The organism is Rhodanobacter sp. FW106-HT46G03, assembly GCF_058789895.1.
Genome location: NZ_JBYTCC010000001.1, coordinates 1752198 through 1764620, shown reverse-complemented (window position 1 = coordinate 1764620; position 12423 = coordinate 1752198). Strand labels below are relative to the sequence as shown.

The following is a 12423-nucleotide window of genomic DNA, read 5'->3' as shown; positions in this document are numbered from 1 at the left end:
ATCGGGCGCGGAAAGCACGGCCACACAGCCGGCATAACGCGGTGCCCACCCCGCCGGACGGCATTCTCAATAATCGTTGGCGACCGCCGCCCAGTCGCGTTCATCGTCGGCACGCAGCTCGAACCACATCGCGTTGAGGATGCCGAATGCACAGGCGAGGCCGACGCCCAGGAACCATGCGAAATACCACATTGTCCGTCCTCCTTCGTTGCGTGGGCGGGATCAGAATTTTCTCGACACGTCGGAGTCCGGCCGCCAGATTTTCATCCCGTCCGGGCCAAGCCGGACCAGGCGCATCGACAGGATCGCACCAACCACGAACAGGCCAGCCATGGTGGTGCACGCGATCGCGCCGATAATCGCCTCCGACGTTGTCACCAACGTTCCGGTGATGGGCAGCAATCCGTCGATCAGCCAGGGACCACGGCCCGCCTCGCTCACCAGCCAGCCCAGCGCGCCTGCCACCCATGGCACGGGCAGGCTCCAGGCAGCAAGGCGGAGAAAACCTCGCCGGTCCAGCCGCCGACGCGACGCCAGCCAGAACGCGACACCGAACAGCACGATGCTGTACGCCCCCAGCAGCGCCATCCCCCGGAAGGACCAGAACAGCAGTGGCACGTTCGGGATCGTGTCGCGAGCCGCAGCGGCTATCGCGTCGTCATTCCGTTGCAGCGGGTGCTGCGCATGGCGCAGCAACAAACCATAGCCCAGGTCAGGGGTGGCACCGGACTCGCGCGCGGGCACGCCTTTGGCGTCCAACGCCGCAAGTTCCAACAGGCCGCGGCGAATGCGCGACGTGTTCGCCGCCTCGAGTTCGTCCAACCCCGCCACCGGCTTCCGCCAGGAATGCGTCACGCCGAGTCCCAGCATCCACGGGACGCGCAGCGCGGCCCGCGTTGCGCGGCTGCCCGGGTCGGGAAGCCCGAACACCATGAGCGACGCTGGCGCCGGCTGCGTCTGCCACTCCGCCGCGATCGCGGCGACCCGCATCTGCTGGCCCGGCGAACCGGCGTAGCCGGCGTTGTCGCCGAGCACGGCCAGCGAAAGTGCCGCAGCCAGGCCGAAGCTGGCCGCGACGGTCAGCGAGCGGCGCGCGAACTGCACGTTGCGTCGACGCAGCAGGTACCACGCGGAGGCGGAGAGCACCAGCGTCGCCGCCGTGAGATAGCTGGAGCCGAGCAGATGCAGGAAGCGTGCTTGTGCCGCGGGATTGAGCAGCACCGACGGCACGTCGCGAATCCAGACCTGCAGGCTGCCGGAATCCAGGTAGGCGCCAGACGGGTTGTCCATCAAGCCGTAGCCGACCGCGATCTTGAGCACCGCCAAGGTCGACAGCGCCATCCACAGCCAGGTGACTAGCAAGTGCTGCCGTCGCTTCGGATTCAGCCAGTCGTTGAACTGGCGCCAGAGGTATACCCCACCAACGAACACGAACGGCGTCACGAGCAAGGTCGACACCGGCCCCGGTACCCCATGCAGGTGGCGGGTGAAACGGTTGGGGTCCACGCCATGCAGCACGATCAGCACGATCGAGCCGATCGCCCACATCAGCAGCACGATGCCGAACAGCTTGCCCCAGAAGCGGGCGATCTGCCGCCAGATTTCCCGCTCGGTCATCACGTACACGCTTTCCATGATCGCGATGATCGGCGGCAGGCCGACGATCAGCGGCAGCAAGGTGGCGGCATAGAACGCGACGAGGTGCGGCCACAGTGCCGAAGCATGGAACGAGGAAAGTTCGATCATGGAAGCCTGCTCCTCATCCGCGGTCGCAGTGACGTCACCCGTCGCTCAGTGCACTACCAGCACCGCTATCCCGGTGTGGATCAGGACTTGCTGCGTCTCGCTGCCGAGCATGAGTTTCGCGATGCCGCGCCGACCGTGCGATGCCATTACGATCAGGTCGCAATCCAGCTCCGTAGCTGTTGCGACGATGGTTCGCCACGCCGCGTTGCCGCGCATTGCGATCAAGTCGCACGCCACCCCGGCGCGCCCGGCCTCGTGCGCAAGCGGCGCAAGCAGCTTGTCGGCATGCGCCTTGGCCAGCTCCCGCAATCGATCCGGCGGCGGCTCGATCAGTTCCTCGACGACGCCGATGCGGTTGAATTCCATCATCACGTGCAAGCCGGTGATGCGTGCGCCAAGGCGGTGCGCCAACGCGACGGCCTGCCCGATGGCCCGGCGCGAGCCCTCGTCGTCATCGATGGGAACCAGAATGTGCTTGCACATGTCGGTTGCATCCATGGTTCGCGATCACGCCGGAGGGCTGCATCCTGCGCGCCAGGCACGGCGATTCGACCTGGCCGGCTCATGCCACTATTCCGCGCGGCCGCAAGGCCCGGTTGATGCATGTCAACTTCCCTCCGGAAAGGCCCACCCGGCCCGCCACCGCGCCCACCGTGGCATTGCGATAAGCTTCCGCGACCGTACCTCTGTGTGCAGCGGGCGCCATGCCTGACCATCTTCATCTGCTGGTCGTGGACGACGATACCGACGTGCTGGGTCTGTTGCGACGCTATTTCGCGGGCCAGGGTTTCACGGTCAGCACCGCGGTCGACGGCACCGGGATGCACGCCGTGCTGGCGCGCCAGGCCGTCGATCTGGTCCTGCTCGATCTCGGCCTGCCGGGCGAGGATGGCCTCGAGTTGACGCGCCAACTGCGGCGGAACTGGAACGGCGCGCTGATCATCATCACTGGCCGCGGCGAATCGGTGGATCGCGTGGTCGGCCTGGAGCTGGGGGCCGACGACTATGTGACCAAGCCGTTCGAGTTGCGGGAACTGCTGGCGCGCGTGCGCAGCGTGCTGCGCCGCAGCCTCCCGGCTGCCGTGGCCATCGGCCAATCCGGCGCGGCGGTGTTCCATTTCGCCGGCTTTAGCCTGGACCCGCTGGGGCGCACGCTCCGCAACGCCCGCGGGGATGTGATCACGCTGACCACTGGCGAGTACGAGCTGCTGCGCGTGTTCGTCGAGTATCCGAACCAGGTGCTGTCGCGCGACGAGCTGATGGGACACACCCACGGCCGCGACGCCGGTCCGTTCGATCGCGCCATCGACGTGCAGATCGCACGACTGCGCCGCAAGATCGAATCCGATGCGGCGAATCCCGAATTGATCAAGTCGGTGCGGGGCGTTGGCTACCTCTTCGCGGCCCGCGTCCAGGCGGTGCGATGAATGGCCACCTCGTTGCCCGTCGCCATCAGCCTGGCCATGCTGCGTACCTGGTTCGGCATTTCCCCCGAGGCGATGATCGCCGTGGGCCAGGACGGCGTCATCGTGCTGGCCAACGCACAGGCCGGACGCATGTTCGGTTATGAGGGCGAGACGCTGCTCGGGCAGCCCATGGAAGCACTGCTGCCGGAACCCCTGCGGCAGGCCCACCACCTGCATCGCCGCGATTTCATGATCCATCCGCGCGTGCGCCCGATGGGCATCGGCTACGAGCTGATGGGCATCCGGCGCGATGGCGAGGCGTTTCCCGTCGAGATCGGCCTGAGCCCGGTCACCACCACCGAGATCGGTACCGTCGCGATCGCCTCGATCCGCGACATCTCCGAAACGCGACGGGTACGCCAGGCCCTTGCCCGCGCACGGCGCGACAGCTTTCTCGCGCAGATCGGCCGGCTCGCACTGGAATCGCCGGACTACGAACTGGCCATCAGCCGGATACCGGAACTCGTCGCGGCGGCGCTGGATGTGCCGGCCGTCGCCATCCTCTCCACCGATTGGCATGGCCGGCGGCTTGGCGTACGTGCCGCCACGGGGCTGCACGACCAGACCGCCCAGGCGATTGCGGCCATCTTTGGCCAGACCGATTTCGTGCGCGGCAGTTTCGGCGACGGGAGCCGCCGTGCGATCACTGCGGACTCGCTGCCCGAGGGGGCGCATGCCGGCCTGCTGGACAGGCTGGCCGAGGCTGGCTTCCACGACGTTGCCTTGGTCCCACTGTTCGGGCGCCACGAGCCGCTGGGGGTGCTGGTCGTGCTCGCCGCGACGCCGGTCGGCTTCGACCAGGATCGGCTTGGCTTCCTGCAATCGGTGGCCAATTTGCTGACGGCCGCCGTGCAGCGCAGCCGCAGCGAGGAGCAGTTGGCGCATGCCCAGCGGCTCGACGCGATCGGCCAGCTGACCGGTGGCGTTGCGCATGACTTCAACAACCTGCTGACGGTGATTTCGGGCAACCTGCAGTTGCTCGAAGCCGAGTTGGCCGATCACCCGGACCTGCTGGAGATCACCGACAGCGCGTTGCGCGCGGTGGCCCGCGGCTCCGACCTGACCCGCAGGCTGCTGGCGTTCGCCCGCCGACAACCGCTGCAACCCCGCGCGGTCGTGCCCAAGCCGCTGCTGGACGAGCTCGGGCACATGCTCAGGCGCACCCTCGGCGAGGCCATTGCGGTCGAAGTCGAATGCGCGGCCGACGTGCCGGATGTGTACGCGGATGCGAACGAGCTGGATACGGCGCTGGTCAATCTCGCGCTGAATGCGCGCGATGCCATGCCACGCGGAGGGCGGCTGCGCATCGTCGCGCGCGAAACCATGATCGAGGACGCTTCCAGCGCAGGGGAGCTTCCGCCCGGCCGCTACGTGGCATTCGGCATCGACGACACCGGTACCGGCATGGCGCCGGATGTGCTGGTGCACGCGCTGGAGCCGTTCTTCACCACCAAGGATGCCGGCAAGGGCAGCGGCCTCGGCCTCAGCATGGTCTATGGCTTCGCGACCCAGTCCGGCGGCCGGCTGTCGATCGACAGCCGGCTCGGCTACGGCACCCGCGTCGAGCTGCTGCTGCCCGTCGCGAAGGCGCCGACCGAGCCCGCAGTGGCGGCAAAGCCAGTGCAGATTGCCTCGCCCGGGCAGCGCGCCACCATCCTGGTGGTCGAAGATGAAGCCGACGTCCGCACCGTCGCGGCCCGGCTCCTGGAGGCATTCGGCTTTCAGGTCATCCCGGCGGGCAACGCCCACGAGGCGCTGGAACGGCTTGCCGGAAACCCGGCCGTGGACTTGCTGTTCTCCGACGTGATGCTGGGCAGCGGCATGGACGGGGTGGAACTCGCGCACGCGGCGCGCCGACTCCGGCCCGGACTTGCGGTGCTGCTCACATCCGGCTACCGGGGGCGACCGGGTGGGCTGGAAGGTCCGGTGGCGCCCTTCGCGTTGCTGCGCAAGCCCTACCGGCGGGAACAACTGATCGAGGCCGTGCGCCGGCTGCTGGATAGTGCGTGAAGCCGCTCACTGGAGCGTACAGGACGTGCCGACGCAGGCGCGCAGCTTCGGGATATCCAGCAGCTTGATCTCGCGACGAAGCACCGAGATGTACTGGAGCCGCTCCAGGTGGGACAGCGCCCGCGTCACGGTCTCGTGCTTGAGTGCGAGAAAACTCGCGATGTCGGCGCGTCCCATCCGCAGGATGAAGTGGCGGGCGCTGAAGCCGAGACGCGCCAGGCGCGCGGCGAGGTCCAGCAGGAATGCCGCCACGCGCTGTTCGGCGGGCAGAGTCCCGATCGTCAGCATCCACACGCGGTCGCGCCGGATTTCCTCGGCCAGCGCCGCCGCCAGCCGGACCTGCAGCTCGGGGATGTGCCGCAGCGCATCCAGCACCGGCGGATACGGCAGTTCCCAGATCTCGGCATCGTCCAGCGCGATGGCATCGCAGGTATGCATGCTGAGGCCGATGGACTCGACGCCGAGCAGGTCGCCGCGCATGCGGAACCCCGTCACCTGTTCGCGGCCGTCCTCCGACAGCTCGCAGGTCTTCAGAAACCCCGCATGGACGAAATACAGGGCATGGAACGGCTGGCCGTTGCGGTAGAGGTACTGCCCTGCCCGCACCTTCCGGCGCATCACGACCATGTGCCGTTGCAACTGTGCGATATCCAGGTCGAGGGGCATCGCGTTCGGGGAGATCGGTCGATTCGTCGCTTCAGGCGCGGAGGGCGCATACGAGATATCCATGCCGTACTCCCGGTGGTGGTTGCGTGCGCCACCAAAGCTAGAACACCGCCGCAACGGCACGATGTCGGCCAGGCAACGCTCTGTAACAGTGCGTAACAGCGGCGCCTTCGCGGCACGCCGGTTTGATGCACATCAAACCGCCCACATGACGGTTCCAGATAGTCGGTACAGCCCATGCGTTTTCCTGCCCATGATCGAGCCGCGCCGGTTGTCCCCGTTCATCGATCTTGCTGCCGTCGAGGCCTGGGATGCCTGGTTCCGCTGGCGCGAGCGCACCGTGCTGCACGACATCGCCATCGAGGACACCTGGCAGCGGGTGGCTGGCGCACTGGCATCGGTGGAGGGCGGTGATGAAAGAGCCGCATGGCAGGGGCGCTTCATGGATGCGCTGGCCAGCTGGCGGCTGCTTCCCGACGAGCGCGTGCTCGCCGAGGCTGGCACCGGTCGCGTCGGCTGGCGCGTCGGCGCGCTGCATGCAGTGTTGAACGTGGCGTGCTTCCTTTCGCCTGGAAGTCCGCGGCGCGCGGTCATCGATCTCGACGCACTGGCCGATGCCGCGGCTCTCGCCGTGCGCGCCCTCGACAATGCCGCGCTGCTGGCCGGCCGTGCGGCGACACAGTTTCGGATCGGCCTCGTCGGCATCGCCGATGCGCTGGCCCTGCTCGGGCTGGAATACGACAGCGACGCCGGGCGCGCGCGGACGGCGGCCGTGGCGCGTGCGCTGGCGGAAGGGTGCCTGGGCGGTAGCGTCGCGCTTGCCACATCGCGGGGCGCCTGCCGGCGCGATACGCGCGGGCTCGTGGCGTCCGCCATGCTGCGCGCCATGCCGCAGGAACTGTTGCAGGATGCCAGCCGTCACGGCCTGCGCCACACGCAGCTGACCGCGATCACCTCGCAACCCCGGCTTGCGCTGCTGGCCAACGACGTGGCCGATGCCGCCGACCCCCTGAGCGGCGAGAACCATGCCCATGCGATCGCGGCGGCGGACGGCCGGCGCACGGTACACTCATCCGGCTACGCCCTGAACGTGTTGTACCACAGCGGCAATGGCCACTGGCAAGACACGCTGGAGCACCAGTCGTGGCCGGCGCAGATCGCGATGCGCGCCGCGATCCAGCCCTGGATGGACACCCCCATCGCCTACCCGCTGTTGGCGACCCACCCGCCCGATGAACCGCAACGGCTCGCGGCCCGAAAGCTCGCTGTCCAGTACGGCCTGGGCGAGCCGGCATGGCGCAGCTCGGACGAACCACCGGCGGTCTAGGCCACGATGGTCGGCGCAACCTGCTCGCCGCAGGAGAGCTCCATATCCATGCGCGCACTTCCGGCTGGGCCATGCCGTGCGTGCAGCTTCGGCGGGCGACGCCCCAATTGATTTTCATCAAAGCCACCGCAGTGGAAAGACGCAGGCTGGCGGCAGCCTCCATGAGGACCGCCGCTTTGTCAGCCGATGCCCGCGGCACGCCCCGCCCCTCGCCGTTTGACGCGTTGCTGGAAGCGGCCGCGGCGCACGGTCCGATGCCAACCGCCGTGGTGCACCCTTGCGATGCGTTGTCACTGCGCGGCGCGCTGGAATCCGCCAGGGTCGGCCTGATCCGGCCGACCCTGGTCGGGCCACGGGCGAAAATCCTGCGCGCTGCAGAAGAAGCCTCGCTCGACCTGGGTGACTGCCCGATCGATGACGTGCCGCACAGTCACGCGGCCGCCGCCCGTGCCGTTGCGCTGGTGCGTGCCGGTACCGCCGAGGCGCTCATGAAAGGGGCGTTGCACACCGACGAATTGCTGGCCGAAGTCGTCGATCCCGAGCACGGCCTGCGTACTGACCGCCGCGTCAGCCATGTATTTGCACTGGACGTACCGAGCTACCCGAAGCTGCTCTACCTGACCGACGGCGCCATCAACATCTCGCCCGACCTCGAGGCCAAACGCGACATCGTCCAGAACGCCATCGATCTTGCGCATGCCACCGGTATCGCCATGCCGAAGGTGGCGATCCTGTCGGCGGTGGAAACGGTGAGCCAACGCATCGTCTCGACTGTCGATGCCGCAGCGCTGTGCAAGATGCGGGATCGTGGCCAGATCACCGGCGGCGTGCTCGATGGCCCGCTCGCCTTCGACAACGCGGTGTCCGCCGCGGCCGCCGCCATCAAGGAAATCCGGTCGCCGGTCGCCGGACACGCCGATATTCTGGTGGTACCGGATCTGATGACCGGCAACATGCTGTCCAAGCAGCTGACCTACCTGGCAGGCGCGGTCCCGGCGGGGATTGTCGTCGGGGCACGCGTACCGATAGCCCTGACCAGCCGCTCCGACACGGTACGGTCGCGCATCGTCTCCTGCGCGCTAGCCCGGCTGCTCGCGGCCCATCGCAGGGGCGTGCGGCCATGAAGGAGGCCATCCTCGCGCTGAACATCGGATCGTCCAGCATCAAGCTGGCGGCATTCGACGCCGCGTCGCTGGATCCCATCCTGCGCAGCAACGTCACGGGCATCGGGCACGAGGCGTGTGCGGCGGTCGAGGTGCCTGCGGGTGTCCTCCCGGACACCCCGGCCATGCCCGCAACCGCGAATATGCAGGAAGCCGCCCGCTGGCTGTTCGAGGCCTTGCAGCGGCGTTGTCCGGATCTGCGCATCGTCGCGGTCGGTCATCGCGTGGTGCACGGCGGCACGCAATTCGACCGTCCTGTGCGCATCGATGGAACCGCGCTGACCAAATTGGAAGCGCTGGTACCGCTCGCCCCTGCACACCAGCCAGCCGCGATCGCGGCGATCCGCAGCATGGGCGCATGGCTGCCCGGCACGCCGCAGATTGCCTGCTTCGACACCGCCTTCCACCGCACTCAATCAAGGCTTTCGCAGTGGTATGCCCTGCCACGCGCCCTGAGTGAATCCGGCATCGTGCGCGCGGGCTTTCACGGGCTCTCCTATGAATACGTCGCGAGCGTGCTGCCGGCCATTGCCGGCGCCGCGGCACACGACAAGGTGGTGGCGGCGCACCTTGGCCATGGGGCCAGCGTGTGCGCCATGCGCGGTTTGCGCAGCGTCGCCACCAGCATGGGCCTTACCCCGCTCGACGGTCTGATGATGGCCACGCGCTGCGGCGCCATCGATCCGGGGATACTTCTGTTCCTGTTGCAGGAACGCGGGATGAGCCCGCAGGAACTGGCGGATCTTCTGGGAAACCGCTCGGGTCTGCTGGGCGTCTCCGGAATCAGCGCCGACGTGCGGACGCTGGAGGCCAGCACCGACCCGCGTGCCAGCGAAGCCCTGGAGATGTTTGCCGAACGCGCGGCCTGCGCCATTGCCGCGCAAGCTCCGCTGCTCGGCGGCCTGGAGGCACTGGTGTTCACCGGAGGCATCGGCGAACACGCTTCCGGCATGCGGCGGCGCATCTGCGCGCGACTGGGCTGGCTGGGCATCACGTTGGACGCAGAGGCCAACCAGCGGCATGCGCAACGCATCGACCGGGAAGACGCCGCCATCCGGGTGTATGTGATCCCGACGAACGAGGAGATCGTGATCGCACGTGCGGCACGACAGCAGCTGCTTTGCTGAGATACGCGGCCGCCGAAACATCTTGCGACGCCCCCCTGCCGGTGCAGCCTTGGAACATTGCACCCACGAAGCAGATACTCAAAACCCGGGTGTACTGGAGGTGCCTCATGCTGACGCTCAAGGGGTTGGCCATCCTGGCCTTCGTGATGGCAAGCCCAACCATGGCCGCGCATGGCGCTACCGGGCTGGATGGCACAGTCAGCGTATCGCCGGCCCGGCCGGGACCGCAGCATATCGGTGCGCCAAGCGTTGCGCCCTTGGCGAAAATGGTGGTGCGGGTGCGAAGGTCCGACGGGCACGAGGTGGCGCATGCCACCAGCGACGATCAGGGCCGGTTTACCGTGTCGGTACCAGTGGGCACCTACGATGTGGTCGTCGACGTGCAGGGCGCCGCACTTCCCCGCTGCCCGGTCACGCCTGCGCGGGTGCGCGATGGCCAGCTGACCCGCGTACAGATCGTGTGCGATTCGGGGATGCGCTAGAGAGCGACGATGGCTCCGTCCTGCTGGGCGGAGCAGAAACATCCCCACCCAAGACACGGGTGGGGATGTGTTACGCACTTATTGGCAGGTGCTGAACTTGAAGGACTCCAGACGCGTGCTCCAATTGAAGGCGCCCGTGTTCTTCAAGTACTCGCTGGTGTACCAGAACGTGCAGTCATCAACCGGGTCGACGGTCATGGCGCTGTAGTCGCCCCAGCGCGACAAGTTGCTGCCGCTCTGCGAACCCAGACCCTCGATGATGCTGTTCTCGGCCTGCATTGTGTTGAGCGGATCGGTCACCAGGCGGCCGGTGTAGCGGATGGCCGGATGGATCGAGCTGCTCGAGGCGCTGTAACCCAATGCGATGTTGCCCTGCTTGTCCATCGCCGCCGAACCCATCCAGCGGTAGGTCGTATCCGGCGAGTAGGTGGACTGCTGGTACACCACCGGCGTGGTGCCCGGGTTGCGGATCTCGTACCAGCGGATGCCGGTGTACGGGTTCCGCCGGCTCGTCCCCACCTGGACCGACTGCGTGACCACCAGCGACTCGTAGCTGGTGAAGTTGCGGTAGGCCAAGCGGAACATCAGACGATCGGCCAACGAATCCAGCTTCTGTTTCGTGCTCGCCTGCGGGATGCAGGTACCGCCACCGCAGGCGGCCGAGAAGGACGCCACCGGAATGGCCACCGGGCCGGTCAATGTGGTGTTGGCGGTGTTGCTCCAGTCGACGTGGAACTTCCACAGGTTCAACTGCCCGGCCGTGAAGTTCATCAGGTAGTTGGGCGAACCCGCCGGCGGCGCGGTGGAACCGTCGAGATCGGCCGGCAACACGCCGCCGTAGCTCGTCGACAACTGGAAGCACTGCTGCGTTGCCGGCAGGCCCTGCAGCATCGCGTTGCGGTCATACGCGCACAACTTGGCCCCGGCGAAGGTGTTGCCGCTGAACATGTTGAAGGTTTCGTAGTACGCGTCCGGCCACACGCCCATCTTCGGGTAATCCGGGAAGACGGTGCCGTAGCTGAAGGCATAACGGTTGTAGGCGCCAGTGGCGTCGCTGGTCTGCGACACCGCCACACACTGCAGGTACGGCGCGCTGCTGGTGCCGGCATTGGTCACCGCGAACTGCGAGATGATCCAGCGGCCGGCCGTCTTGTCATACACCACCACGGCGTCGCCGTCGTTGTCGGCTTCGCACAGGCCGCCAAAGCCCTTCCACAGCGCGTTGGTGGGCATCGGACCGTACACCACGTTCTTGGTCGCCTTGTCGAACACCGCAAAGCCGGTGTTGACGATCTGTACGTACTGGGTGGCACCCACCGCGCCATTGGTGTCCGGCGGTGCACTGTTCACGCTGAAGACGCCCTGCGGCCCGCTGAAGCCGTTGCCCACACCGTCGACACCGGAACCGGCAACGGGAGCGAACGCCCCAGTGGCGCCGATCTGCAGCGCGCCGTCGTTCGCCGTGCCTGGGCCATCCAGCCACGGCAACGGACGCGCCGGATGGTTGCGGCCACTTCTGGAGAAGTCGTCGGGACGCGGCATCACCCCCCGCAAGGAATGAAGCGTGTCGTGGTGTATCGCGGGTGTCACATCGGGTGCGGATCGCGTATCCGCTTGAGCTGCGCTGGCCAAACCAAGGCCGATCGCCACGCAAAGCACATGGCAACCAAACACATATGACCTTCTGGACATGAGTTCCCTCCAGTAAATGCGATGACTTACGAAAGGCCCGATCGCGCATACGACGCGACGGCCGCGGCAGCAACCGCAGCGCAACACGCAGACCGGAACATCCCGTCGAACCACCTCGTCCCTGCGGTGACTCCCCACGACGGAAGTGCGGCGACCTTGCGCCGCAATTCTTACACCCAGCTTTCAAAACGAGCCGTGCTGGATCCCAACATCGAGCAGGGCGCCATACCGATGAGATATGGCGGACTGCACGGTTCGGACGTCATCTATAGCGGCCGCATGCAGCGGGAAACGTGCGCCCGTTCTCGATCAAACGGTCGCAATATATTGCGTGGCACTGCTTCCACATTCCGGTTCAGTCGCTACACGCGACCCATCGACCGGCAATCGCCGGGCTGCTGCAGGCTGCAAGCTCGAGGGCATGTCCAATGATCCAGACCGCACCCTGCTCCGATCACCTGCCTGCCATGCAGATCGGGGCCGCCGATCAACGATGGTGAACTGCCCGGGATTTCCGGAGGCTCCAACTATTGAAAGGATGGAGCGATGGAAACCACGAAGAAGTCCCCCGACGTACGCCAGGGAAGTTCACGAGTGGGCAGCATGGATGGTGTTCGAGGATCGCAGCGAACACACCTCGCAATGGGTGGCGGGCGAGTCGAGCGCCGGCAAGAGCGGCTGCACGGCGCAGGCACTGTGCCACTGGGCGCGCCAGGTCGAACGTGATGACGGGCCGTGGCCCAA

The 12423-nt window shown here is 67.0% G+C and carries 11 protein-coding genes; 6 read left to right on the top strand and 5 right to left on the bottom strand.

Annotated features, from left to right (window positions below):
* Positions 1–66: 66 nt before the first annotated feature.
* From cydX to AC3WP6_RS07505, 3 genes are read right to left on the bottom strand one after another with little or no spacing between them, the layout of a single operon-like run.
* The gene (gene cydX / locus AC3WP6_RS07515) at positions 67–192 is read right to left on the bottom strand and encodes a cytochrome bd-I oxidase subunit CydX (RefSeq protein ID WP_492627151.1); all 126 of its coding nucleotides are present in this window, start codon (positions 190–192) and stop codon (positions 67–69) included.
* 30 nt (positions 193–222) lie between these two features.
* Positions 223–1746, bottom strand: coding sequence for a cytochrome ubiquinol oxidase subunit I (locus AC3WP6_RS07510; RefSeq protein ID WP_492627150.1), 1524 nt, complete (start codon positions 1744–1746; stop codon positions 223–225).
* Positions 1747–1791: 45 nt separating this feature from the next.
* Positions 1792–2229, bottom strand: a complete 438-nt coding sequence (locus tag AC3WP6_RS07505) for a universal stress protein (protein WP_492627149.1) — start codon at positions 2227–2229, stop codon at positions 1792–1794.
* A gap of 221 nt (positions 2230–2450) precedes the next feature.
* Here AC3WP6_RS07505 and AC3WP6_RS07500 point away from each other — a divergent pair, with 221 nt between their 5' ends.
* Together AC3WP6_RS07500 and AC3WP6_RS07495 are read left to right on the top strand one after the other, a co-directional pair.
* A complete protein-coding gene (locus AC3WP6_RS07500) occupies positions 2451–3173 on the top strand; it encodes a response regulator (RefSeq protein ID WP_492627148.1) in 723 nt (240 codons plus the stop codon).
* Positions 3174–5222 (top strand): PAS domain S-box protein, encoded by a 2049-nt coding sequence (locus tag AC3WP6_RS07495; protein ID WP_492627147.1) that lies wholly within the window; start codon positions 3174–3176, stop codon positions 5220–5222.
* 6 nt (positions 5223–5228) lie between these two features.
* Here AC3WP6_RS07495 and AC3WP6_RS07490 read toward each other — a convergent pair whose 3' ends face one another.
* Complete coding sequence (locus tag AC3WP6_RS07490; protein WP_492627146.1) at positions 5229–5951, bottom strand: Crp/Fnr family transcriptional regulator; 723 nt, start codon at positions 5949–5951, stop codon at positions 5229–5231.
* A gap of 190 nt (positions 5952–6141) precedes the next feature.
* On the opposite strand from AC3WP6_RS07490, the gene AC3WP6_RS07485 reads away from it, so the two are divergent.
* From AC3WP6_RS07485 to AC3WP6_RS07470, 4 genes are all read left to right on the top strand, one after another.
* Complete coding sequence (locus AC3WP6_RS07485) at positions 6142–7215, top strand: ribonucleotide reductase barrel domain-containing protein (RefSeq protein WP_492627145.1); 1074 nt, start codon at positions 6142–6144, stop codon at positions 7213–7215.
* Positions 7182–8339, top strand: coding sequence for a bifunctional enoyl-CoA hydratase/phosphate acetyltransferase (locus tag AC3WP6_RS07480; RefSeq protein ID WP_492627144.1), 1158 nt, complete (start codon positions 7182–7184; stop codon positions 8337–8339). Before AC3WP6_RS07485 ends, AC3WP6_RS07480 begins: the two co-directional genes overlap by 34 nt.
* Positions 8336–9505 (top strand): acetate/propionate family kinase, encoded by a 1170-nt coding sequence (locus tag AC3WP6_RS07475; RefSeq protein WP_492627143.1) that lies wholly within the window; start codon positions 8336–8338, stop codon positions 9503–9505. The genes AC3WP6_RS07480 and AC3WP6_RS07475 overlap by 4 nt, the downstream gene beginning before the upstream one ends.
* A 107-nt stretch (positions 9506–9612) precedes the next feature.
* Positions 9613–9987, top strand: coding sequence for a carboxypeptidase-like regulatory domain-containing protein (locus tag AC3WP6_RS07470; protein WP_492627142.1), 375 nt, complete (start codon positions 9613–9615; stop codon positions 9985–9987).
* Positions 9988–10065: 78 nt separating this feature from the next.
* Here AC3WP6_RS07470 and AC3WP6_RS07465 read toward each other — a convergent pair whose 3' ends face one another.
* Positions 10066–11529: a hypothetical protein gene (locus AC3WP6_RS07465; RefSeq protein ID WP_492627141.1), complete on the bottom strand. Its 1464-nt coding sequence runs from the start codon at positions 11527–11529 to the stop codon at positions 10066–10068.
* Between the last annotated feature and the right edge of the window lie 894 nt (positions 11530–12423).

Coding starts and splice junctions, on each gene's coding strand:
- cydX (WP_492627151.1), bottom strand. CDS start 192: ATGTGGTATTTCGCATGGTTCCTGGGCGTCGGCCTCGCCTGTGCATTC.
- AC3WP6_RS07510 (WP_492627150.1), bottom strand. CDS start 1,746: ATGATCGAACTTTCCTCGTTCCATGCTTCGGCACTGTGGCCGCACCTC.
- AC3WP6_RS07505 (WP_492627149.1), bottom strand. CDS start 2,229: ATGTGCAAGCACATTCTGGTTCCCATCGATGACGACGAGGGCTCGCGC.
- AC3WP6_RS07500 (WP_492627148.1), top strand. CDS start 2,451: ATGCCTGACCATCTTCATCTGCTGGTCGTGGACGACGATACCGACGTG.
- AC3WP6_RS07495 (WP_492627147.1), top strand. CDS start 3,174: ATGGCCACCTCGTTGCCCGTCGCCATCAGCCTGGCCATGCTGCGTACC.
- AC3WP6_RS07490 (WP_492627146.1), bottom strand. CDS start 5,951: ATGGATATCTCGTATGCGCCCTCCGCGCCTGAAGCGACGAATCGACCG.
- AC3WP6_RS07485 (WP_492627145.1), top strand. CDS start 6,142: ATGATCGAGCCGCGCCGGTTGTCCCCGTTCATCGATCTTGCTGCCGTC.
- AC3WP6_RS07480 (WP_492627144.1), top strand. CDS start 7,182: ATGGCGCAGCTCGGACGAACCACCGGCGGTCTAGGCCACGATGGTCGG.
- AC3WP6_RS07475 (WP_492627143.1), top strand. CDS start 8,336: ATGAAGGAGGCCATCCTCGCGCTGAACATCGGATCGTCCAGCATCAAG.
- AC3WP6_RS07470 (WP_492627142.1), top strand. CDS start 9,613: ATGCTGACGCTCAAGGGGTTGGCCATCCTGGCCTTCGTGATGGCAAGC.
- AC3WP6_RS07465 (WP_492627141.1), bottom strand. CDS start 11,529: ATGCCGCGTCCCGACGACTTCTCCAGAAGTGGCCGCAACCATCCGGCG.